The 21,670-nt window shown below is 68.4% G+C and carries 22 protein-coding genes, 1 tRNA gene and 1 pseudogene; 16 read left to right on the top strand and 8 right to left on the bottom strand.

Going from position 1 to position 21,670, the window contains the following annotated elements:
* Positions 1-101: 101 nt before the first annotated feature.
* Genes IMT31_RS13540 through IMT31_RS13550 form a run of 3 tightly spaced genes read right to left on the bottom strand, consistent with a single transcriptional unit; the run spans position 102 to position 2,341 of the window.
* Positions 102-1,091 carry an IS481-like element IS5564 family transposase gene (locus IMT31_RS13540; RefSeq protein ID WP_011273866.1) on the bottom strand — a complete coding sequence of 330 codons (990 nt, stop codon included), beginning with the start codon at positions 1,089-1,091 and terminating at the stop codon, positions 102-104.
* Positions 1,091-2,266 carry a chloramphenicol efflux MFS transporter Cmx gene (cmx, locus tag IMT31_RS13545; RefSeq protein ID WP_047217927.1) on the bottom strand — a complete coding sequence of 392 codons (1,176 nt, stop codon included), beginning with the start codon at positions 2,264-2,266 and terminating at the stop codon, positions 1,091-1,093. Before cmx ends, IMT31_RS13540 begins: the two co-directional genes overlap by 1 nt.
* Before the next feature lie 21 nt (positions 2,267-2,287).
* Positions 2,288-2,341, bottom strand: coding sequence for a chloramphenicol resistance leader peptide (locus IMT31_RS13550; protein WP_011113070.1), 54 nt, complete (start codon positions 2,339-2,341; stop codon positions 2,288-2,290).
* A 217-nt stretch (positions 2,342-2,558) separates the two neighbouring features.
* On the opposite strand from IMT31_RS13550, the gene IMT31_RS13555 reads away from it, so the two are divergent.
* A complete protein-coding gene (locus IMT31_RS13555) occupies positions 2,559-4,091 on the top strand; it encodes an MFS transporter (protein WP_413543117.1) in 1,533 nt (510 codons plus the stop codon).
* On the opposite strand, the gene IMT31_RS13560 is transcribed toward IMT31_RS13555, so the two are convergent.
* Complete coding sequence (locus IMT31_RS13560; protein ID WP_413544432.1) at positions 4,088-5,710, bottom strand: ABC-F family ATP-binding cassette domain-containing protein; 1,623 nt, start codon at positions 5,708-5,710, stop codon at positions 4,088-4,090. The two genes, IMT31_RS13555 and IMT31_RS13560, sit on opposite strands and share 4 nt — an antisense overlap.
* Positions 5,711-6,076: 366 nt before the next feature.
* On the opposite strand from IMT31_RS13560, the gene IMT31_RS13565 reads away from it, so the two are divergent.
* The 8 genes from IMT31_RS13565 (at position 6,077) to IMT31_RS13600 (ending at position 12,142) form a co-directional block, all read left to right on the top strand.
* On the top strand, positions 6,077-6,592 hold the full coding sequence (locus IMT31_RS13565) for a ferritin (protein WP_345354953.1): 516 nt from the start codon (positions 6,077-6,079) through the stop codon (positions 6,590-6,592).
* Between the two features lie 266 nt (positions 6,593-6,858).
* Positions 6,859-7,686: a phage holin family protein gene (locus IMT31_RS13570; protein ID WP_345354983.1), complete on the top strand. Its 828-nt coding sequence runs from the start codon at positions 6,859-6,861 to the stop codon at positions 7,684-7,686.
* Positions 7,687-7,713: 27 nt separating this feature from the next.
* Positions 7,714-8,358 carry a CDP-alcohol phosphatidyltransferase family protein gene (locus IMT31_RS13575; RefSeq protein WP_413543118.1) on the top strand — a complete coding sequence of 215 codons (645 nt, stop codon included), beginning with the start codon at positions 7,714-7,716 and terminating at the stop codon, positions 8,356-8,358.
* Positions 8,355-8,732 carry a DMT family transporter gene (locus tag IMT31_RS13580; protein WP_413543119.1) on the top strand — a complete coding sequence of 126 codons (378 nt, stop codon included), beginning with the start codon at positions 8,355-8,357 and terminating at the stop codon, positions 8,730-8,732. The genes IMT31_RS13575 and IMT31_RS13580 overlap by 4 nt, the downstream gene beginning before the upstream one ends.
* Positions 8,719-9,267 carry a hypothetical protein gene (locus tag IMT31_RS13585; protein WP_413543120.1) on the top strand — a complete coding sequence of 183 codons (549 nt, stop codon included), beginning with the start codon at positions 8,719-8,721 and terminating at the stop codon, positions 9,265-9,267. Before IMT31_RS13580 ends, IMT31_RS13585 begins: the two co-directional genes overlap by 14 nt.
* Positions 9,268-9,313: 46 nt before the next feature.
* Complete coding sequence (locus tag IMT31_RS13590) at positions 9,314-10,513, top strand: glycosyltransferase (protein WP_413543121.1); 1,200 nt, start codon at positions 9,314-9,316, stop codon at positions 10,511-10,513.
* 36 nt (positions 10,514-10,549) lie between these two features.
* Positions 10,550-12,031: a lipase maturation factor family protein gene (locus tag IMT31_RS13595; RefSeq protein ID WP_413543122.1), complete on the top strand. Its 1,482-nt coding sequence runs from the start codon at positions 10,550-10,552 to the stop codon at positions 12,029-12,031.
* Between the two features lie 37 nt (positions 12,032-12,068).
* A tRNA-Ile gene (locus IMT31_RS13600) sits at positions 12,069-12,142 on the top strand.
* 10 nt (positions 12,143-12,152) lie between these two features.
* Here the strand turns inward: IMT31_RS13600 and IMT31_RS13605 are convergent.
* The gene (locus tag IMT31_RS13605) at positions 12,153-12,323 is read right to left on the bottom strand and encodes a hypothetical protein (RefSeq protein WP_345358769.1); all 171 of its coding nucleotides are present in this window, start codon (positions 12,321-12,323) and stop codon (positions 12,153-12,155) included.
* A 112-nt stretch (positions 12,324-12,435) separates the two neighbouring features.
* Complete coding sequence (locus IMT31_RS13610; protein WP_413543123.1) at positions 12,436-13,599, bottom strand: S-layer homology domain-containing protein; 1,164 nt, start codon at positions 13,597-13,599, stop codon at positions 12,436-12,438.
* 219 nt (positions 13,600-13,818) lie between these two features.
* Between IMT31_RS13610 and IMT31_RS13615 the strand changes: the two genes are divergently transcribed.
* Complete coding sequence (locus IMT31_RS13615) at positions 13,819-14,979, top strand: glycosyltransferase (RefSeq protein ID WP_413544433.1); 1,161 nt, start codon at positions 13,819-13,821, stop codon at positions 14,977-14,979.
* On the opposite strand, the gene IMT31_RS13620 is transcribed toward IMT31_RS13615, so the two are convergent.
* A complete protein-coding gene (locus tag IMT31_RS13620) occupies positions 14,976-15,557 on the bottom strand; it encodes a M23 family metallopeptidase (RefSeq protein WP_345358773.1) in 582 nt (193 codons plus the stop codon). The genes IMT31_RS13615 and IMT31_RS13620 overlap by 4 nt on opposite strands.
* Before the next feature lie 369 nt (positions 15,558-15,926).
* On the opposite strand from IMT31_RS13620, the gene rpsB reads away from it, so the two are divergent.
* The 6 genes from rpsB to IMT31_RS13650 all read left to right on the top strand — a co-directional run bounded on the left by rpsB (position 15,927) and on the right by IMT31_RS13650 (position 21,008).
* Positions 15,927-16,817, top strand: a complete 891-nt coding sequence (gene rpsB / locus IMT31_RS13625; RefSeq protein WP_413543124.1) for a 30S ribosomal protein S2 — start codon at positions 15,927-15,929, stop codon at positions 16,815-16,817.
* Between the two features lie 127 nt (positions 16,818-16,944).
* Positions 16,945-17,781: a translation elongation factor Ts gene (tsf, locus tag IMT31_RS13630; protein ID WP_345358777.1), complete on the top strand. Its 837-nt coding sequence runs from the start codon at positions 16,945-16,947 to the stop codon at positions 17,779-17,781.
* Positions 17,782-17,941: 160 nt separating this feature from the next.
* Positions 17,942-18,760, top strand: coding sequence for a UMP kinase (gene pyrH / locus IMT31_RS13635; protein ID WP_345358779.1), 819 nt, complete (start codon positions 17,942-17,944; stop codon positions 18,758-18,760).
* A gap of 51 nt (positions 18,761-18,811) precedes the next feature.
* Positions 18,812-19,369: a ribosome recycling factor gene (frr, locus tag IMT31_RS13640; protein WP_413543125.1), complete on the top strand. Its 558-nt coding sequence runs from the start codon at positions 18,812-18,814 to the stop codon at positions 19,367-19,369.
* A gap of 15 nt (positions 19,370-19,384) precedes the next feature.
* On the top strand, positions 19,385-20,302 hold the full coding sequence (locus IMT31_RS13645; RefSeq protein WP_345358783.1) for a phosphatidate cytidylyltransferase: 918 nt from the start codon (positions 19,385-19,387) through the stop codon (positions 20,300-20,302).
* Between the two features lie 88 nt (positions 20,303-20,390).
* Positions 20,391-21,008 (top strand): DivIVA domain-containing protein, encoded by a 618-nt coding sequence (locus IMT31_RS13650; protein WP_345358785.1) that lies wholly within the window; start codon positions 20,391-20,393, stop codon positions 21,006-21,008.
* 53 nt (positions 21,009-21,061) lie between these two features.
* Here IMT31_RS13650 and IMT31_RS13655 read toward each other — a convergent pair.
* Positions 21,062-21,533: pseudogene (locus IMT31_RS13655) on the bottom strand (Lrp/AsnC family transcriptional regulator).
* Positions 21,534-21,670: the final 137 nt, after the last annotated feature.

Below are 21,670 nucleotides of genomic sequence, written 5' to 3' on the forward strand. Positions count from 1 at the left end.
GTTGTCGCCGTTCATCGAACAGCTGGACAGCGGGTTCCACTGTACCCAAGTTCGCCGGAACTGTGAAATCCACCGGGACGGTCGTCGTCGGACCCGGGGAGCTAGATGTGATGTCCAGGGACGTTGTTGAGTCGGTCGAAGGGTACGCCGCCAATCGCAGAGTGGTGTCGGTGGTGGTTGTAGAAGTGGAGCCAGCCGGGCAGCGCCAGGCGTCGTTCGGCCTCTGAACCGTAAAACCTGGCATAGGCCCAGCCGTCCCCGAGCGTGCGGTGGAATCGCTCGATCTTCCCGTTCGTCTGCGGCCGGTAGGGGCGTGTCCGCTTGTGTCGGATGCCGAGCCGAGCGCAGAAGTCCCTCCATGCGTGGGATCTGTATGCCGACCCGTTGTCGGATAGGACTCGCTCGACGGTCACGCCTCGTTCGGCGAACCAGGCCACGGCGCGTTCGAGAACTCCCACCGCTGTGCTCGCCTGCTCATCCGACCAGATTTCTGCGTATGCGACGCGGGAGTGGTCGTCGATGACTGTGTGAACGAACGCCGTCCCGGTGCGCGGCTTGTGATCTTTTCCTCGTGGTAATCCCGGAGTCGCGAGCTTGTTCCGTGCGCCTTGCTGCCGACCTACGTAACGATGTCCACCGCCGTCGGGGATGTTGCCGAACTTCGTGACATCGACATGAATCAACGATCCCGGATGAGGATGCTCATATCGCCGCAATGGCTCGCCAGTGACACGATCGATATGCGAGAGGCGGTTCACGCGGCAACGGACGAGGACCGCGTGAACAGTCGACGTCGAGAGACCAAGTCGCGCAGCGATCTGGGCTGGCCCCAGTCGAAGCCGCCAGCGCAGGTTGATGATCTTCTTCTTGACATGCTCGGGCGTCCTGCCTGGGATCCGGTGCGGCTTGCTGGAGCGATCCTGCATCCCAAACTCACCCTCTTCCCGGTAGCGGCCTGCCCATTTCCGGGCAGTGATCGGGGAGACCATGAACATCTTTGCGGCGATCGTGGCCGGATAGCCGTCTTCGACAATCAGCCGGGCTAACCGGAGACGGGCACGAGGAGTGAGAAGAGCGTTCGGATGGGTCATCAATTGGCCTCCGCCGCGGTCTTCGTAAGCGCGCGTCTGGTGAGAAGCATGATGACGAGAGCGATCGCTGTCAGCACCGAAGCGACCCAAACCGGCGCGAGCAGCCCCAGCCCGGTCGCGAGCCCGAGCGCACCAAGCACGGGCCCCGCTGCAGCTCCGATATTCAATGCTGCGGTTGCGTACGAACCGCCCATCGTTGGCGCACCCGATGCTGCATACAGCACACGCGTGATCAGAGTACTGCCGACGCCGAACGACAGGAATCCCTGAACGAGGACGAGGACGATAAGCGCGACGGGATGAGATGCGACCACTGCCAACACGATCCAGCCTGTCAGCAATAGCGGTCCGCCGACTGCGAGCACGAGGCCAGGTCGTTGATCTGATAGTCGTCCTGCGATCGTGACGCCAAGGAACGATCCGATGCCGAACATCACCAGCGCGACGGACACCCACGCTTCGGCCAAGCCCGCGGTCTCGGTCACGATGGGTGCCAGGAAGGTGAATGCCGCAAAGGTCCCTCCGTTGATCAGCGCTCCGAGTACCATGGCCAGGATGAGCCGCGGCGTCGCCAACTGGCTGAGCTCGACACGGAGCCTTGGTGAGGTCGCGCTAGTCTCGCTCCGACCAACATTGTTCGTGACGCCACGAATGACTCCAACGGCCGCGGGAATACAGAGGATGGCGATCGCCCAGAACGTCGTTCGCCAGCCCAGCGCTGTGCCGAGCAGTGCCCCGGCGGGGACGCCCACGACGGTTGCGATCGTCGTGCCGGAGAGCAGGATCGACAGTGCACGCCCCTTCTGGTTCGCTGGCACGAGGGTAGTGGCCGTGCTCAGTGCTACGGCGAGGAATCCTGCGTTTGCGAGAGCGCTGAGCACCCGGGTGATGAGCAGGAGAGAGAACACTGGTGTCATCGCTCCGATGACGTGGCTTCCCGCGAACACGAGAAGGCAAACGATCAATGTGAGCCGCGGTGGCCAACGGCGAGCGAATGCCGCCATCACTGGCGCGCCGACGACCATACCGACTGCGAATGCGGAGGTCAGCAGGCCCGCAGTGCCGACCGAGACGTCAAGTTCGGTCGCGATCGCGGGGAGCAATCCCGCGAGCATGAATTCTGAAGTGCCCATGACGAAGACCGCCAGGGCAAGCATGTAGAGGGCAAAAGGCATCGAGTACTCCGAGGTGTGAGATCAAGAAATGGTTCTTCTTGTCACCACGGCCAGCGCCCCGGGTACGCCAGACATACGCCCACACAGATCGTGGGCGTCGTAACTAGTGGTTCAAGGGGCTGGCGGTGTGACCGACAACCCCTGACCTGTCTGATTCGGGACTCGACATGCCCTAAACTCTAACATGCCTTCAATGGCGAGCGGTCTGGACAGATACTTCTTGAATCGGCACGGTGTCATTACGGGCGGGGGCCAGAACAACGTCCCTAGACATCACAGCTAGAGTCTTCTGGTGACCACCCCCGCAGTGCCTGCCCCGCTGACCCCTGCCCGCCGTTGGCTGCTGCTCGTCACCGTCAGCGCCGGGGTGCTGTTGATCACGCTGGACAACACCATCCTCTACACGGCGCTGCCCACGCTGACTGCCGAGCTCGAGGCCGGTGCCTCCGAGTCCCTGTGGGTGATCAACGCCTATCCGCTGGTGATGTGCGGCCTGCTGCTCGGCGCGGGAACCCTGGGGGACCGCTATGGACACCGGCGGCTCTTCCTCATCGGGCTGGTCCTGTTCGGCGCGGCCTCCCTCGCGGCGGCCTTCGCCCCGGACATCGCCGTCCTCATCGCCGCGCGTGCCCTGCTGGCCGTGGGGGCGGCGTGCATGATGCCCGCCACCCTGGCGCTGATCCGGATCGGCTTCGACGATGTGCGGCAGCGGAACCTCGCCATCGGGGTGTGGGGGAGCATCTCCCTCGTGGGAGCGGCTCTCGGCCCGATCATCGGCGGACTGCTGCTTGAGCACTTCTGGTGGGGTTCCGTCTTCCTCATCAACGTGCCCGTGGTCCTCGCCGCCCTGGTCCTGACTCCGTGGGTGGCCCCGCGCGGCCGCACGGACCGCTCCACGCGGTGGGACGCCCTGAGTTCGGTCTACGCCATGGCCGCGCTGACGGGAGCAGTGTTCGCGATCAAGGAGGCGACCGGTCCTGGCCCCTCCTGGCCCGTGCTGGCGGTCTCCGCCGTTGTGGCAGCGGCGGGCGGCTGGGCCTTCACCCGCCGTCAGCGGCGCCTCAAGGAACGGGTCGGTGCCCCGGTCCTGGATTTCGCCGTATTCCGCAACAGCGCCTTCTCCGCCGGCGTCCTCGCGGCGGCCTGCTCCATGTTCGTGATCGGCGGCGTCCAGCTCGTCACCACCCAGCGGTTCCAACTCGTGGAGGGCTTCACGCCCCTGCAGTCCGGCCTCCTGGTGGCGGCCGTGGCAGCGGGCTCATTGCCGGCAGCGCTCGCCGGTGGGGCCAGTCTGCATCGGCTCGGGCTGCGCAGGCTGGTCTCGGGCGGCTTCGTCCTCGCCACCTTCGGGATGCTCGTGGCCGCCCTGAGCGCCACCTCCAGCATCCCGTGGCTCGTGGTGGGCCTCGTGCTCACCGGGGCCGGCCTGGGGGCCACCATGTCAGTGGCGTCCACGGCGATCATCGGCAATGTCCCGTCCCGTCAGGCCGGTATGGCATCCTCCGTGGAGGAGGTGTCCTACGAGTTCGGGAACCTCCTGGCCGTGGCCCTGCTGGGCAGCCTGGCCACCCTGCTCTACACCGTCACCGTCCACCTGCCGGCCGGCGCACCGGAGGGGGCTGCGGAGTCGATGTCCGGTGCCGTGGCCCTCTCCGGTGGGGACCCGGACCTGCTGGCCGCCGCCGGTGCTGCCTATGACACGGCCTTCGTCACCGTGTTGGCGATCGTCACCGCGGTCATCGCAGTGGCCGCCGTGGTCACCGGGTGGCTGCTGCGCCACTACGGCCCGGGCACGCCGGCCAGTGCCTATGAAGCCAACCACTAGACCCCGCGGGGAGGGGACCCGAGTTCCAGGCGCGGCCAACCGTGCAGGTCCCGGAGCATCTGACGGTCGTGCGTCGCGACCACCACGGCGGCAGGCGTACCCAGCAGCGCCTCGGTGAGGTCATCCACCAGCGGCGCCGAGAGGTGGTTGCTCGGCTCGTCCAGCAACAGCACGTCTGGCCGTTCGGCCAGCCGCAGGGCCAGGTGCAGGCGGGACTGCTGTCCGGCGGACATGGCGCCGACCGGCGTGCGGAGGGCCTCCCGGTCCAGCAACCCGGTGGCGCCCAACGGGACCAGGTCCTCCTCGTGGTGGGTCCCGGCCGCCAGGAGCTGATGCACATGACTCCGGTACAGCTCGTGGGCGAGTACCCGGGCTGGCCAGGACGGCGGCTCTTGGCCCAGCAGGGTGATTCGCGCCCCGGACAGGGACCGCACCTCTCCGGAATCCGGTTCGATCGCCCCGGCCAGCACGCCCAGCAGGGTGGATTTCCCGGCCCCGTTCGGTCCCGTCACGAGCAGTCGTCCACCTCCGGCCAGCCGAACGCCCACCGCCTCCTTCAGCCGGCCGGCGACCGTCACCTCGCGGCAGTCCAGCAGCGGTTGACCCGCACGGACCTGGAGGGTGGGGAAGGTGAGCTGCAGCGGCGGTGCGGGCACCGTGATCCGGTGCGCCTCCAGATCGGCTTGGCGCCGCTTCACGGCCTGCACGACCCCGGGTGCTCGGCTCTGGCGTTGGTGCTTGCCGTGACCCTTCTCCGGCCGCCAGCCTGACTCCAGTCGGTCCCGGGCTGCGTCCGCTGCCTCGGTCAGGCGTCGGTGCTCGGCCCGTTGGGCCTCGAAGTCCTGCACCCAGCGCTCGCGGGCTGCCTTCCGGCCGGACTGCCAGCCCTCGTACCCGCCGGCATAGAGCAGGGGCCGGCCGTCCTCGCTCGGGTCCAGGTCGAGGAACTCCTCGGCCACGTCCCGCAGCAGGGTCCGATCGTGCGTGACGAGTGCCAGTCCGCCCGGGTGCTCGCGCAGCTGTCCGGTGAGGAAGGACAGGCTCTGGGCATCCAGATGGTTGGTGGGCTCATCCAGCAGCAGAAGGTCATGCCGGGCGCCGAGGACGCAGGCCAGGCGGACCCGGTAGCGCTGGCCCACGGACAGCTCGGCCAGCGGTCGGGAGCGATCGGTCACGGCCTGCAGGCCGGCCAGGGCCAGGTCCACGCGGCGTTCGGCGTCCCAGGCGTCCAGCACGGTGGCCGCCTCGAGCGCGGCCGCATAGTCATCCTCGGCGCTGTCTGCGCCGTTGGCCAGGCCCTCGGCCGAGGCGTCCAGGGCGTCCAGGGCGGCCAGGGAGGGGCCGATGGCCTCGCCCACGAGCGTGCCCACGGTCTGGCCGGGCCCAGCATCCAGGGTCTGTTCCGCGACCCCGAACGTTCCCGCCCGGGTGACCGAGCCGCCGTCGGGCCTCAGGGATCCGGCGAGGACGTGCAGCAGGGTGCTCTTGCCGCGGCCGTTCTCGCCGACGATGGCCAGCCTCGAGCGGGCGGACACGGTCACCGTGGCTCCGCGCAGGACCTCGCGGCCGCCGCGGACCACGCGTATGTCCTCGGCGCGCAAGTGGGCCGAGGCGCCCACGGGAAGCGCCGTGGGAAGGGAGATGGATCGGGGAGAAGGGGTGGTGTGGGGGAGGGGGGGATTCACGGTACTGCCTTCGACTCGTCATGGAGCCGGGCACGCCGAAGGGCCGCCCGGCGGGAACCGGGACAGCGGTCGGGAGGAGGATGAGAGGGGCCGGCCGCCGTCAGCGGGCGGGGCGAAGCCTCATCGAGGCGATACCGAGATCAAGCATGTGCGCCATTCTAACCGCCCTGGCCGCCGCGCGGCCTCGGGCATTGCTGCACGTACCGTACGCATACCACGCGCGGGTCAGGCGAGCCTTCCCTGTCTAAGACCAGCCTTTCCTTCGGTGACAAGGCGTTCCAGCAGTTCTACTGTGGTCCTATGAAGCTCACAGATGACCTCCTGAAGAAGTTCAACGAACAGATCACCCTCGAGTTCGAGTCCTCGATGGCCTACCGCCAGCTGGCCATCGAGGCAGACGCGCAGGACCTGGTGGGCATGGCCTCCTGGCTGCGCCACCAGGCGGACGAGGAGATCGTCCACGCCAACAAGTTCATCGACCATGTGCTGGACCGGGGAAATCATGCGGAGATCGGCGCCATCGGCGCGCCGATGGTGGAGCGTGGCCTGACTCCGCTGGCGATCTTCGAGGCCTCCCTGGAGAACGAGGTCAAGGTGTCCAACGCCATCCGAGACCTCTACCGCGAGACGGAGGCCGCCGGAGACCTGGATTCCCGCCCCCTGCTGAACTGGTTCGTGGATGAGCAGATCGAAGAGGAGTCCACGGTCAACGAGATCATCGGCCGGGTCAGGCTCATCGGCAATGACGGCGCCGGGCTGCTGCGTCTGGACGCCGAGCTCGGCTCACGCTCCGTGGGGACCACAGAGGCTGACTGACATCACGGCCGGAGGGCATGAAAGTGCCGGTGCCACCCTAAAGGGGGGGTGGGGCGGCACCGGCTTGGAACGACTCTACCCCAAGTACTTGAAGAGTCAACTGTGCAGCACCGGGGCCCAAACGGTCGGTGGTAGGTTTGACCTGCCCGGACCCGTCCGGGTCAGTACCGTTTTCCAGCCGTAGACCACAGGGAAGGCAGTCCTCCATGGCCAACCAGGGTTCTCCCCGCGTTTCGGACCAGACTCGCTCCAGTTCTTTGACCGACGTGGTCATCACAGCGGTCCGCCTCCTCCCGCTACAGCTCAAGGACGAGCTGTCGATGGCCAAGGGCCAGATGGGCAAGAAGGGGATCACTGCCGGGATCGGCGTCGGCCTGGCGGTCGTCGGTCTCGTGTTCCTGTTCATCATGGTGGTGTCTCTGATCGTCGCGATGATCGGCGGCTTCGCCCAGGATCGTCCGATCTGGTTCTCGGCGTTGATGGTGGCCGCCGGAGCGCTGGTCGTCGCGTTGATCTTCATCCTGATCGGCCTGCTGCGCGTCAAGGCGGCCATGCCGCTGGTCCCGGCGGAGACCATCCAGGGCGTGAAGTATGACCTGGGCTACCTCAAGGAGGGCAACGCCTTCGACCCGGCCGAGTTCGATCGCCTGGAGGCCCAGCGGGCCGAGGAGAAGAAGATCGCCGCCGCTCGCGAGAAGGAACGGGCCAAGGAGGCCGCCGCCGAGGACAAGGCCGCCAAGAAGCGCGGAGAGGCTCCGAAGAATGCCACCGTGCAGACTGCGTCCTACGCGGAGTTGCGCCGCCGCGCGCAGTTGCGCCGGCAGCACCTCGGGGACCTGCGCTCCGGGCTGGAGGAGAAGGCGGACCTCAAGTCCCAGTTCGCCGCGTTCACCTCCCAGGCCAAGCGCGGCTCGGCTGCCGGGGCCACCGGCGAGGATCGGACCTCACCGGTCGCCCCGCACCACACCGGGGCCCGGGCCGGGCAGAAGGCCAATGACGCTGGCGAGTACGTCAAGGACCGGTGGCAGCCGCTGGCCATGCTGGGCGCGGCTTCCACGGCCATTGCCGTCTTTGCGCGCCAGCTCAAGAAGTAGCCGCGCTGCGGCGCAGCAGCTGACTCCATGCGATTGATCGGTGCGGGCACCCGGGATCACGTCGAGTACGTCATCTCGGACCGATTCTGGACCGTTCCCAACGTCATCACCGTGCTCCGGTTCTGCCTCGTACCGGTCTTCGTGTGGTTGCTGTTCACCGAGCGGTACCTGGCCGCCTTCATCGTGCTGGCCGTGCTCTCCAGCACGGATTGGGTGGACGGATACATCGCCCGCCGTTTCAACCAGGTGTCCACAGTGGGCCAGTGGCTCGACCCGGTCGCTGACCGGCTCTCCCTCATGGTCGTGGCGGTCTCCCTCGTGCTGGCTGGCATCGCGCCCTGGTGGCTCGTGGTCTGCATCATCGTCCCGGACATCGTGTTGGCCATCGCCGCACTGGCCATGTTCCGCGGCAGCCCCGAACTCGCGGTGACCAACCTCGGCAAGATCCGCACGGCGCTGTTGCTCGTCGGCACCCCCCTGCTGCTGTTGGCGCAGGTCCCGGGCCTGGCCGAGGTGCCCCTCACGCTGAGTGCCAACATCGTGCTGGGCCTCGGCTGCGCCGGCCACATCTGGGCCGCCGGCGACTACCTGATGGGGTGCGCACGCAAGTCCCGTGCGCTGACCGCCCGTGGCCTGGACCCCAGGGACCGGGCCAGTTGGGCCTCCGGGTGAAGTGGCTGTCCATCCTGGCCGCCCTCGTGGCCGCCTTCTGCCTTGCCCTGGGCAGCGAACGCCAGTCCGTGGGCGTCCGCCGGAACGAGACCACGCTCCGGCTGCACCCGCGTTCGGGGATCTTCACGCTGTTCCGCTCGCCCGTGTGGCTGGCCGGTGGCGCGCTCATGGTGGCGGGCATCGTCCTCAACGTCTACGCCCTGGCCACGGCGCCCCTCACCGTGGTGCAGCCGATCGGCGCCGTCGCGGTGGTCATCACCACGGTGCTCAATGCGCGGATCCAGCACCTGCGGCTGAACCGCGTGACGATCGGAGCGATCGCCGCCTGTGTGGCGGGTTCCGCCGGTTTCGCTGATCGCGATGGTCGCCACTGAGGAGAACCCGGCCCCCACGCTGGACCAGGAGCGGATCACGGCCTTCATGGCCGTCGCCGCCACGGTGCTGTTCGCCGTCCTGGCGGTGGCGGTACGACGCCGGCCCAGCGCCTTCGTCTACATCCTCGGCGCGGGTGTGCTGTTCGGTTTCGTGGCCGTCTTCGTGCGGCTGGCATCGATCCACCTGCTGCGCGGTGACCTGGGCGGGGTGGCCGGCGTCCCCTGGTACCACCTGGGCGTCATGGCCGGTGCCGGCCTCCTCGGGATCTATTTCGTCCAGATGGCCCACCGGCACGGGCCGCCGGACCTCGTGGTGGCCGGACTGACGGTGGTCGACCCCATGGTCGGGGTCCTCACCGGGATCATCGTGCTCGGGGAGCTGCAGCCGGATCAGCCGTGGTGGGTGGGTTGGTGCATGGCCGTGGCGGCCTGCGTTGCTACGCTCGGGGTGATCGCCCTGTCACGTCACCACCCGGACGTGCTCAGGCGCCGGGTTCTGACCCGCCGCACCGCCAGCGTGGTGGCGGAGGACTAGACCCGCGAGGCGCCCACCACCACCTTCGCAAAGGAGCCACTTCCCCGTGACGGAAGCAGCCGACCGAAAGCTCACCGTCCTCATCGCTGCGGACACCTATCCGCCGGACGTCAACGGAGCCTCGGTATTCTGTTACCGGCTCGCCCGGGCCCTCCATGCCCGGGGGCACGAGGTACACGTGGTGGCGGCCCGCAACGAGCCCGGTCCGGATTCCGTGGAGTACAACGAAGAGGCCACCGTCCACCGGCTGCAGTCCGTCAGGGCATTCACCCACGAGTACTACCGGCTGGTGTTCCCGCGGCACGCCCGAGCCTCCATCGGGGCCCTGCTGGAGGAGATCCGTCCGGACGCCGTGCACGTGCAGTGTCACTACATGATCGGAGAGGCGGCCATCAACGAGGCCGAGAAGCGGCGGGTCCGCACCATCTCCACCAACCACTTCATGCCGGAGAACCTGGAACCCTTCCTGCCGTTCCCGCAGTGGTTCCTGAACATCGTGTCCCGGAACTCGTGGAAGGACATGGGCCGGCTGATGGGCAAGACGGCCGCCGTCACCACTCCCACGGCCCTGGCAGCTCGGACCATGGCTGAACACGCCGACCTGGACTTCGTGCTGCCCATCTCGAACGGCATCGACTCCTCCGCCTATGAGCTCGCGCCGGGGGAGAGGATCGTCGGCCCGGAGCACCCCACCGTCCTGTTCGTGGGCCGGCTGGCCGTGGAGAAGAACGTGGATGTGCTCGTCCGCGCGATCGGGGAGCTCGCCTCCACGGTGGACGCGCATCTGGAGATCGTCGGGGACGGAGAGCAGCGCACGGCCCTGCGGTCCCTCGTGGAGGAGCTGGGGTTGCAGGACCGGGTGCACTTCCTCGGTCACGTGAGCGAGGAGGACCTGCACCGGGCCTATCTGCGCGCCGATGTCTTCTGCCAGCCCGGCACGGCGGAGCTGCAGTCCCTCGTCTCCCTGGAGGCCATGAGCGCATCCCGGCCCGTGGTCCTGGCCGACGCACTGGCCCTGCCGCACCTTGTCACCGACGGGGACAACGGGTACCTGTTCACTCCGGGTGATGCGCAGGACCTGGCCGCCAAACTGGGGGCCGTGCTCACCGCCGGCGAGGAGGAGCGGGTCCGCATGGGCCGGTCCTCTCACGAGCGTGCGGTGCAGCATTCCCAGGACAAGACCGTGGACCTGTTCGAGATGCTCTACCGCGGTGCCACCGTGGAAGAGGTCCGCGCCCGCCTGTAGGAACACCGGCAGGGCGTCGGGTCTAGGATCGGCCCTGTGGAGTGGTTCACGCAGGTCCTGCCGGTCTGGCTGGCCGCGCCGGACGCGGAGTGGGCGCGCCAGATCCTGCAGCGCGGGGTGGCGGCGCTGTATCTCGTGGCTTTCGTCTCCACCCTGAACCAGTTCCGTCCGCTGCTCGGTGAGCGCGGGTTGCTGCCGGCCACGGAGCTGTTGGCGGCCGGCCGCCAACGGGGGCCCACCCTGTTCCGCCGATGGGGGTACAGCGACGTCAGGCTGGTGGCCGTGGCGACCCTCGGGATCCTGATCTCCGCACTGCTCGTGGTGGGCCTGCCGCAGTCCGGGCCGCCGTGGTTGCCCCTCCTGCTGTTCCTGGGGCTGTACGGCCTCTACCTCTCGGTGGTGAACCTCGGGCAGGTGTTCTACGGATTCGGCTGGGAGATGCTCCTGCTCGAGGCCGGATTCACGGTGGGCCTCCTCGGGTCCAACCAGGTCCCGCCGCCTGCACCGGTGATCCTCCTGATCGCCTGGTTGCTGTTCCGGCTCGAGTTCGGCGCCGGCATGATCAAGGTGCGTGGCGGCCGGGAGTGGCGCGACCTCACAGCCCTGGACTACCACCACGAGACCCAGCCCATGCCGAACCCCCTGAGTCGCCAGGCACACCTCAAGCCACGCTGGTGGCACCGTTGCGAGGTCATCGGGAACCACGTGGCCCAGCTCGGAGTGCCGTTCCTGCTCTTCCTGCCCCAGCCCGTGGCCTCGATCGGGGCGGCGGGGATCATCCTGACCCAGCTCTGGCTCGTCGCCACCGGGAACTTCGCGTGGTTGAACTGGGCCACCATCGTCCTGGCGGCCGGGCTGCTGGGGGACCGCGTGTTGCACGGGATCTTCCCCTGGATCCCGGCTGATCTCGGCACGGCGGCGGTGGCGTCGGTTCCCGGTGAGATCCCGGTGTACTGGACCGTGATCACCGTGGCCGGGTCCGCGGCGCTGATGGTGGCTGGCGTGCCGGCGCTGCGCAACCTGTTCTCGCCGAGGCAACTGATGAACGCCTCGTTCAACCGCTGGCAGCTGGGCAATGCCTACGGCGCCTTCGGCTCGGTGACGAAGCAACGCATCGAGGTCATCATCGAGGGCACCGAGGTCGGAGCGCCGGGTGCGCCACCCGAGGATGACGCCGTGTGGCACGCCTACGAGTTCAAGGGCAAACCGGGTGATGTCCGCCGTCGCCCGCCGCTGGTGGCCCCCTACCACCTGCGGTTGGACTGGCTGATGTGGTTCCTGCCGCTGAGTGGGATCCGGCAGCGCTGGTTCTTCGCGCTGCTCGCCCGGCTCCTGGCTGCTGACCCTGCGGTGTTGAGGTTGCTGCGCCGAGACCCCTTCGCGGGGCGCCCGCCGCGGTACCTGCGTGTGCGGACCTTCCGGTACCGGTTCGCCTCCCGTGCCGAGTGCCGCGCCACCGGGCAGTACTGGATCCGCACCGGTGCCCGCATCGTCGTGGAGCCAGTGGCCGCCCGCTAGGATGGTCACTTGCGTGCCCGGCCCAGCCGGGCGCCACGGGGCGTTAGCTCAGTTGGTCAGAGCACAGGACTCATAATCCTTTGGTCGCGGGTTCAAGTCCCGCACGCCCTACTCCGTGACGTCACTTCTTGACGTTGACCTGGGGGCCTCCGGTGAAGCTTCCCTGCACCAGGGCGTAGGCCTCGGCGAGCATGCGGGTCGACTTCGGGTTGTCCTGGGCCTCGACCTGCTCGGTGATCTTCTTCAGCAGGGCCGTGGCCGCCTCGGTCCTGGCATCCGTGTACTCGGACATTCGATTCGCTCCCATCGGTGGTCGGCCGGCTGGTCTGCGGACCGGCTCGGTTCCACCCACCGTAACAACACGGAACCGGAACTCGTGGCTGGCCCCGTTCCGCCGACCGAGGTCAGTTGTACCGGCCGGCCACGGAGAGCATGTTGTAGGGGGCGTAGTCGATGCTCGTGATGGAGACGCCTTCCCTCTCGTTGCGGGCGTGGGCGATCTTCCCGTTCCCCACGTAGATGGCGATGTGATAGACCGAGCCACCGCTGGACCAGTACACGAGGTCGCCCACCTGCACCTGGGAGAGCGGCACGTAGCTGTCCGCCGCCCTGTACTGATCGGCGGCGCGGCGCGGCAGGCCGCCCTTGCCGCCGGCGGCGAACGCCCCCACGATGAATCCGGAGCAGTCATAGCCGTTCGGGCCGTTGCCGCCCCACTGGTAGTACGAGCTGGAGCTCTTGGCCTTGGCCGTGGCCCAACTGGCGGCCTTCGTCTTCCACGCGGCCGTGGACCCGCCGGTGTTGCCGTCGCCACTGGGCAGCGGGTTGATCACGGAGGTGGTGACGTCCCCTCGGCCGGAGATGTACCGGTGGGCGTTCTGGAGCATGATGGCGGTCTCGCCACGGGTGATGGTCTGCCGCGGCCGGAAGGTGCCGTCCTGATAGCCGGTGGCGATGCCTTGGGCCTCGAGCCAACTGGCCTCGTGGTAGGAGGGAGTGGACCAGCCCATGTCCTTGAAGGGGGAATAGGGCGGTCCCTTCTTGGTGGCGCCCGCCAGGCGGTAGATGAAGTTCGCCATCTCGCCACGGGTGATGGCCTGGTGGACGCCGAAGGACCGGTCGGCATAGCCCTTCGCCAGCCCGGCTTGTGCCATCCAGGTGACGGGGTTGGAGTAGTACTTCCCCGTCCCGGGCACATCGGTGAAGTATGTGGCCCCATTCTTGGGGTGGTTGGGCGTGACCTGCCGGTATAGGAAGGCGGCGATCTCACCCCGGGTGATCGCCTTTCCAACGCCGAAGGAACCGTCGGCATAGCCCTGGGTGATGCCCTGGCAGGACAACCAGGTGACCGGTCCGTATTTGGCGGAGGTTCTCGGCACGTCGGTGAAGTCGGAGGAGCAGGTGGCGGCAGCGGCCGGGGGCGCCGTAGCCACCTGTGCGCCCAGGCCCGCGGTGGCCACGCCGGCAGCGAGCGTGCCGATGGCGAGCGCGGCCGTGAGGCGGCGGAGCGGGTGGCGCTTCGGATGACGGCGTGTGGGGGAGGGCGCCGGAGAAGACGGTGAAGACACAGTGGTCCCCTTCAAGGGTGCGATGGCGAGCATGACAGGGCCCACGCCAGACAGTCCGAGTCCAGGGGAAGACACGCGGAGACGGTGACGATCAACTTTCGGAACACCGCAGGTGGGTCCGGGCGAATCGCAACCGTGATCGAGGGTATCCCACCGTTATCGAAACGTCATCTCTGGATGGCCCGGTACCGTGGAGCCGTGCCCATCACCGAGGATCCCCTGCGCCTGTTCATGGACGCCCGCTACACGCGGACTGACTTCCATGACGGTATCTCCCGCTACGGTTCCAGCCTGATCGCGGCGGTCGCCCAGCTCTCCCCAGCGGTGGAGGTCACCATGGTGATCTCGAACGAGGCGCAGTTGAATCTGCTGCCGGCGGGGCTTCCCTGGGTGAAGGTCACGGATCCGACCTCCCCGGCGGAGCCGTTCATCGCCCGGCAGCTGAATCCGCATCGGCCGGATGTGGTGTTCTCGCCCATGCAGACCATGGGCTCCGCCGGCCGAGACTACGGACTGCTCCTCACCCTGCATGACCTGATCTACTACCAACACCGCACCCCGCCTCGAGATCTGCCCGCTCCCGTCCGGCTGCTGTGGCGCGCCTTCCACCTGGCGTTCTGGCCGCAGCGGATGGTGCTGGACCGCGCGGACGCCGTCGCCACCGTCTCGGAGACCACTCGAACCCTGATGCGCCGCCACCGGCTCACGAGCCGCGAGATCCGGATCGTCAGCAACGCTCCCCAGCCGGTCGCCGAGCCTCGCGAGCCGGAGCTGCCCCCGGAGCGGTCCCTGGTCTACATGGGGTCCTTCATGGACTACAAGAACGTGGAGACCCTCATCCGGGCCATGGCGCATCTGCCCGGCTACCGGCTGCACCTGCTCTCCCGCATCACCGCGGACCGTGAGTCCCAACTCGCCGCCGTCGGCCGGGCCGCCGGGGTGCCTGAGGACGCCGTGATCTTCCATCACGGCACCACGGATGAGGACTATGAGGCCCTGCTGCGGACGGCCACCGCACTCGTCACCCTGTCCCGCGCCGAGGGGTACGGGCTGCCCCTGGCCGAGGCCATGGCCCACGGCACCCCGGTGGTGGTGGCGGACCTGGAGATCTTCCGAGAGATCGGCGGGCCCGACGGCGGCGCAGCCCGGTATGTGCCCCTGGGGCCCGAGCCGGAGGACGGGGGGAGAGAGGTGCCCGAGGCAGACGGGTCCCCAGCCGCGTTGGCCGCGCGCGTGCTCGAGTTGGAGGCACCCGGCGCCTTCGCCGAGGCATCCCGTCGCGCGGTGGCCCGGGCGGCCGTGTTCAGCTGGCACGATTCCGCACGAGCGCTGGTGGACCTCGCCAGGGGGGTGGCGGAGCGGCGTTCGCGGGCCCGCTAGCCACCGGGCGGGCCGCCCTCCAAGGGCCACAGCACGGACGGACCTGACCACCCCAGCAGCACGAGCGGATCGAGGTACCGGTCCCACGCCGAGCCGTCCACCACCCACCCGTCCGGGATCCGCACGCCCCAGTGCACGCACCGCTGCGGGCAGTGGCCGCCTCCCGGCTCCGCGCCGCCGACTGCCGCGGCGGAACCCAGCACCTCGCCGGCCCCCACCGCGTCACCCACGGCCAGCCCCGCGGTGGCGGATACCGGCTCCAGGGACGAGTACATGCCGTTGGCATGGGCCAGCGTGATGACGGGGCGACCTGCCACGTCACCCGCGAAGTGCACTGTGCCGGCCGCCGGTGCCACCACCCGACCGTCTGGGGCGGCCCAGTCCACTCCACGGTGGCCGGCGGCCCACGGCTGTGCCGGGGGATCGAAGGGCCGCAGGATCTCCTCGGCCGCCGGTGGTGACCATGCCCCTGTCTGGACCGCCGTGAGCGCCACCGGGGGTTGGGGTGCCAGGCCGCCGGCGGGCAGGGCGAGCAGGAGCAGGAGACCGAGCAGCCGGGGCCAGGACCAAGGTGACATGCCCACCATCCTGGAGGGGCCGGCGTCGTGCGGGGTGTTCCGGGCGGCTCACTGTGGAGGAGCGGTGACGACTGACCTGTTGTGGAGGAACCGACCGGTTCGGAACAGGGCGGATGCTGGGGTAAGATTGGCCCAGCAGTTGTGTGTCCGAGCCGCCAGTGGTGAGTCCTGGGGTGCACTCCTGACTACGCGTATGACTGATGCCGGCCTCTCACCAGGTTCGGCAGGTCCCCACCATCGGTCCTGAAGATCTCCCGCCCGCGGGTGAGTTCGGGTCAGCGTCGGGGATGCCGGGTTCGCCCGCAGACCATGCCAGGGACCGGACCACCACGGGCCGGTCGACAACCGACAACCCTTACAAGGAGCGACATGCCTGTCGTCACCATGCGCCAGCTGCTGGACTCCGGCGTCCACTTCGGACACCAGACCCGCCGCTGGAACCCCAAGATGAAGCGCTTCATCTTCACCGAGCGCAACGGCATCTACATCATCGACCTGCAGCAGTCCCTGTCCTACATCGACCGGGCCTTCGAATTCGTCAAGGAGACGGTGGCCCACGGCGGCACCATCCTCTTCGTCGGCACCAAGAAGCAGGGCCAGGAGGCCATCGCCGAGCAGGCCACCCGCGTGGGCATGCCCTACGTCAACCACCGTTGGCTCGGCGGCATGCTCACCAACTTCGCGACCGTCTCCAAGCGCGTGCAGCGCATGAAGGAGCTCGAGGAGATCGACTTCGAGGATGTCGCCGGTTCCGGCCACACCAAGAAGGAACTGCTCCTGCTGCAGCGTGAGCTGACCAAGCTCGAGTCCAACCTCGGCGGTATCCGCAACATGACCCGGACCCCGTCCGCCGTCTGGATCGTGGACACCAAGAAGGAGCACCTCGCCGTGGACGAGGCCCAGAAGCTGGGCATCCCCGTGGTGGCCATCCTGGACACCAACTGTGACCCGGACGAGGTCACCTACCCGATCCCGGGCAACGACGACGCGATCCGCTCCGTCAACCTGCTGACCCGCGTGGTGGCGGACGCCGTGGCCGAGGGCCTGATCGCCCGCAACCAGGGCAAGTCCGGCGGCCAGACCGCCGAGGAGCCCATGGCCGAGTGGGAGCGCGAGCTGCTCGAGCAGCACAACGCCGCCCAGACCGAGCAGACGGCCGAGGCCGCCAGCGAGGCTCCGGCTGAGGCTGCCGCCCCCGCCGAGGCTGAGACTCCGGCAGAGGTCGCCACTCCGGCAGCAGAGGCCCCCGAGGCCAAGTGATCAACCACCGGCCGGCCCCACATGGGGCCGGCCGGTGTCTGCCCGGGCCGGGCCCGGGCCACAGAACCACCGACCACCACAACACCCCTTCGGGACAACCCCGCTACAGGTAAGGATGGGTACACGCATGGCGAACTACACCGCAGCTGACATCAAGGCCCTGCGCGAGCGCACCGGCGCCGGAATGATGGACGTCAAGAAGGCCTTGGACGAGGCCGACGGCGACTCCGCGAAGGCCATTGAGATCATCCGCGTGAAGGGCCTCAAGGGCGCCACCAAGCGCGAGGGCCGCGCGGCCGTCGAGGGTCTGGTCGCCGCCACTGTCTCCGGCGGCGTCGGCGTCATGGTCGAGGTCAACTGCGAGACCGACTTCGTGGCCAAGAACGACAAGTTCATCGAGCTGGGCAACATCGTCCTCGAGCAGGCCGCGTCCACCGGCGCCGCCGACCTCGAGACCCTGCTGGCCTCCGAGTACAACGGCCGCACCTTGGGCGACCACGTCATCGACGAGGGCGCCGTGCTCGGCGAGAAGGTCGTGGTGCGCCGCATCGCCCGTGTGGAAGGCGCCTTCGTGGACGCCTACCTGCACAAGACCTCCAAGGACCTGCCCGCCCAGGTGGGCGTGCTGATGGGCGTGGACGCCGAGTCCGAGGCGGCGCAGGCCGCCGCTCACGACGTCGCCGTGCACACCGCCGCCTTCGCGCCGACCTACCTGTCCCGCGAGGATGTTCCGGCCGAGACCGTCGAGAACGAGCGCCGCATCGCGGACGAGACGGCTCGCGCCGAGGGCAAGCCCGAGCAGGCCATGGCGAAGATCGTGGAGGGCCGCCTGACCGGGTTCTTCAAGGAGATCGTGCTCGTGGACCAGCCCTTTGCCAAGGACCCGAAGCAGACCGTGGGCAAGGTGCTGACCGAGGCCGGCGCCGCCGTCACCGGTTTCGCCCGCTTCCGCGTCGGCAACTGATCCACCGGACCGCGGGCCTGACGCTCGCACGGTAGGATCGGACCGACCGCGCGGCGGAAGAACCTGGAAGGGGGTGGTCATCCACACTGGATGGCCACCCCCTTTGTTCTGCCCGCACCACCCCACACCAAGAGTTCAGCCGAGCCCAGGAGGCCAGCCCATGGAGAGCCCTGAGAAGCGCACCAGCCCGGATATCCGCGATGCCGCGTCCTTCAGCGAGTCCCAGGACCTACAACGCGCCCAGGCAGGGGACACACACGGCGACACCGGCCGCACGGAGAAGCGCCGGGTCCTGCTCAAGCTCTCAGGGGAGGTCTTCGGCGGCGGAAAGGTCGGCGTGGACCCCTCCACCGTTCGGGGCATCGCCGAGCAGATCGCCGACGCCCGCGGTGCCGTCGAGATCGCGATCGTGGTCGGGGGCGGGAACTTCTTCCGCGGGGCCGAGCTCTCCGAGAACGGCATGGACCGGCGCCGGGCCGACTACATGGGCATGCTCGGCACCGTGATGAACTGCCTGGCCCTGCAGGACTTCCTGGAGCAGGCAGGGGTGTCCACCCGTGTCCAGTCCGCCATCCACATGGAGCAGGTGGCCGAGCCCTACATCCCACTGCGCGCCATCCGCCACATGCAGAAGGGCCGCGTGGTGATCTTCGGCGCGGGCACCGGCCTGCCCTACTTCTCCACGGACACCGTGGCCGCCCAGCGGGCCCTGGAGATCGGTGCGGACGAGGTCCTGATGGCCAAGTCCGGGGTGGACGGCGTCTACACCGCGGACCCGAAGAAGGACCCGGCGGCGGAGAAGTACGGGCACCTCACCTATGACGAGGCGCTGCTGAACAACATCCGGGTGATGGACCAGACGGCGATGACCATGTGCAAGGACAACGGGCTGTCCATGTTGGTGTTCGGCATGGAGGGGCAGGGCAACGTCACCCGGGCCCTGCTGGGGGAGCGGATCGGGACCACCGTCACCGTCTAGGGTGGCCGTGTCCTAGGATTGATGACAAAACACCAGACCCCAGGAGAGAACGTGACGCAGGAAACGCTTCAGGCCGCCACCGAGCAGATGGCGAAGACCATCGAGGCCACGCGGGAGGACTTCGCCTCGGTCCGCACCGGCCGGGCCCACCCGGGGCTCTTCTCCAAGGTCATGGTCGACTACTATGGCGCCTTCACGCCGCTGCAGCAGCTGGCCTCCTTCACCACCACCGATGCACGGACGCTGCTCATCGCGCCGTTCGACACCTCGGCGCTGCGGAACATCGAGAAGGCCCTGTCCGATTCGGAGGTCGGGGCCAACCCGTCCAATGACGGCAAGGTCATCCGCGTGGTCATCCCCGAGCTGACGGAGGAGCGCCGCAAGGAGTACGTCAAGCTCATCAAGACCAAGGCCGAGGACCACAAGGTGTCCCTGCGCAACGCGCGGCGCAAGGCCAAGGAGACCCTGGACAGGATGGTCAAGGACGGAGACATCGGTGAGGACGAGGGCACCCGTGGCGAGAAGGAACTCGACGCCACGACCCGCCGCTACACCGACGAGATCGATGAGATGGCCAAGCGCAAGGAAGCGGAACTCCTCGAAGTCTGAGCGTGCCGTCCCATCATGACCGATTCCCCCGCCCCGGCTGCTCCTCGGCCGGACTCTTCGCCGGCTGAGCCGGGGCCGCCGCTGACCCGGCGGCAGCGGCGGGAACTCGAGGAGGCCCGGACCCGGAAGGCCAAGGCGGGGCGCAACCTGCCGGCTGCCATCACCGTGGGCCTCCTCCTGCTCGGAGGCGCCCTGGTCGGGCTGATCTGGTTGCCCGTGGTCCTGGCGATCCTGGTGATCGCCCTGTTGCTGCTGGGCGTGACCGAGACGGCCCGGGCGATCTCCGGCCGCGGTCTCGACATCCCCCGGGTACCCCTGTGGGCCGGGGCGATCGCCATGCCCCTCGGTGCCCTCGCCGGAGGCGCAGAGGCCCTCGTGCTCGCGCTCCTGGGCACCCTGCTGCTGATCCTGGTGTGGGCCGTGGTGGAGGACCTGCCGGCTCGGGGGGAGTCCGTGATGGCCTCGGCGTTCATCGTCCTGTGGGTTCCCTTCCTGCTGTCCTTCGCGGTCGCCCTGCTGGGGCAGGAGCAGGGCAACCTCATGGTGGCCTGCATGCTGCTCATGGTGGTCTCCAACGACACGTTCGGGTACATCGTGGGCGCCAGCCTCGGCAAGCACCCGATGGCCCCGAAGATCAGCCCCAAGAAGTCCTGGGAGGGTTTCGCCGGCTCGGTGGCCGGATCGGTGGTGGTGGGCACGCTCGCCGTCGAGCTGTTCCTGGACCACCCGTGGTGGGTGGGGAGCCTGCTGGGCCTGCTGACCGTGGCCTCCGCCACGGCGGGCGACTTCGCGGAGTCGATGATCAAGCGAGAGCTGAACATCAAGGACATGGGCTCCATGCTGCCCGGCCACGGCGGGGCCATGGACCGGTTGGACTCCCTGGTGTTCTCGGCCCCCGTGGCGTACATGGTCTTCGCCCTGCCGTTCGTCTGAGGCTCACCCGACCTACCTCACCGGAACCGAGGGAAGCGCTCGATACCATGGAGACGGCGGCAAACCCCTATCCCAAGGAGTCTCTTCGATGGACCACGGCACGCGGCAGGACTCCGGCGGACTCCAGCGGCAGGTGATGGACTCGGCCAAGCGGCAGCCCTTCGAGCTCGCGGACCGTGAGACCTTCGGATACCACCGGAAGCAGGTGGACCAGTTCATGGCTCGGGCCCGCGTGGCCTACGAGGGCGGCGGCGGCCTGCGGGCCTCGGACATCCGCCACCTCTCCTTCGACGCCGTCAGGGGCGGCTACCGGGCAGACCAGGTGGATGACGTGCTGGACCGTCTGGAGGACGCGCTGGCCCAGGCCGAGCGCCAGCGGCGGATCGACCAGGAGGGCGAGGACGCCTGGCAGGCTCGAGTCAGCGCCTCCATCGACGTGCTGCGGGCCCGGCTGGAGCGTCCGGATGGTGAACGCTTCCGCCGTCCGGTGAGCGGGGCGGACTCGGGTTACGACCGGAGCGACGTGGACGTTCTGTGCCGCCGCCTGTCCGCCCGATTCGACCGGCGGCCCGGTGGTGGGGATCTGGTGGCCGACGACCTGCGCCGTGCCGTCTTCACCGCAGCCTCGGGGGCTGACGCCTATGACGAGGCCCAGGTGGATGCCTACCTCGACGCGGCCATCGACGTTCTGTCCGTCCTGGACTGAGCACCCGGGCACTGCCCCGACCTCCCCTTCAGTCCGTCCCTCCTCAGCCCGGCTCAGGAGTCCAGCAGTGAGTGCACGAGGGGCACGGCCCGCCACGGTACGAGCTCGGTCATGGCCAGGGACGTGTCGGCACGGTCCACCCCGTCGATCCTCAGGATCCGGGAGTGGATCCTGAACAGGTCCTCTGCGTTGCGCGCCGCCACGCGGGCCAGGAGATCCGCCCGACCCGGTCAGACCGTGAGCCTGGACCACCTCGGGAATGCCCCGCAGTGCCTGGGTGATCTCCGTGAGCTGCTGCTGGTGGACATGGATCTGCACGAACGCTGTCAGGGGGTGGCCCAGGGCCTCCAGGCTGATGCGGCGCTCGAACGGTAGGAACACCCCCTCCTCGGCCAGCCGCGCCAACCGCGCCTGGACCGTGTTGCGGGACAGGGACAAGGACTGTGCCAGGGCCACGGTGGTGGCGTCCGGTGCCCTGGAGAGCTCCACGAGGATTCTCAGGTCGGTGGTGTCCAGGGTGCGCATGATGCTCACTTTCTTGCGGCGTGCTCTGGGCCAGATGACGCAGAGTGCTCAGGTCTCTCATCATATCTTGTGCAGACCAGGCGCTGTGATTAGTCTCACAGTATCGAGCGGTCGCCACCGATGACCGCATTCACCGC

It is taken from the genome of Citricoccus nitrophenolicus (genome assembly GCF_047305825.1).
Classification (GTDB): Bacteria; Actinomycetota; Actinomycetes; order Actinomycetales; family Micrococcaceae; genus Citricoccus; species Citricoccus nitrophenolicus.

Coding starts and splice junctions, on each gene's coding strand:
- IMT31_RS13540 (WP_011273866.1), bottom strand. CDS start 1,091: ATGACCCATCCGAACGCTCTTCTCACTCCTCGTGCCCGTCTCCGGTTA.
- cmx (WP_047217927.1), bottom strand. CDS start 2,266: ATGCCTTTTGCCCTCTACATGCTTGCCCTGGCGGTCTTCGTCATGGGC.
- IMT31_RS13565 (WP_345354953.1), top strand. CDS start 6,077: ATGAAGCTCACAGATGACCTCCTGAAGAAGTTCAACGAACAGATCACC.
- IMT31_RS13575 (WP_413543118.1), top strand. CDS start 7,714: ATGCGATTGATCGGTGCGGGCACCCGGGATCACGTCGAGTACGTCATC.
- IMT31_RS13585 (WP_413543120.1), top strand. CDS start 8,719: ATGGTCGCCACTGAGGAGAACCCGGCCCCCACGCTGGACCAGGAGCGG.
- IMT31_RS13605 (WP_345358769.1), bottom strand. CDS start 12,323: ATGTCCGAGTACACGGATGCCAGGACCGAGGCGGCCACGGCCCTGCTG.
- IMT31_RS13620 (WP_345358773.1), bottom strand. CDS start 15,557: ATGTCACCTTGGTCCTGGCCCCGGCTGCTCGGTCTCCTGCTCCTGCTC.
- rpsB (WP_413543124.1), top strand. CDS start 15,927: ATGCCTGTCGTCACCATGCGCCAGCTGCTGGACTCCGGCGTCCACTTC.
- tsf (WP_345358777.1), top strand. CDS start 16,945: ATGGCGAACTACACCGCAGCTGACATCAAGGCCCTGCGCGAGCGCACC.
- pyrH (WP_345358779.1), top strand. CDS start 17,942: ATGGAGAGCCCTGAGAAGCGCACCAGCCCGGATATCCGCGATGCCGCG.
- IMT31_RS13645 (WP_345358783.1), top strand. CDS start 19,385: ATGACCGATTCCCCCGCCCCGGCTGCTCCTCGGCCGGACTCTTCGCCG.
- IMT31_RS13650 (WP_345358785.1), top strand. CDS start 20,391: ATGGACCACGGCACGCGGCAGGACTCCGGCGGACTCCAGCGGCAGGTG.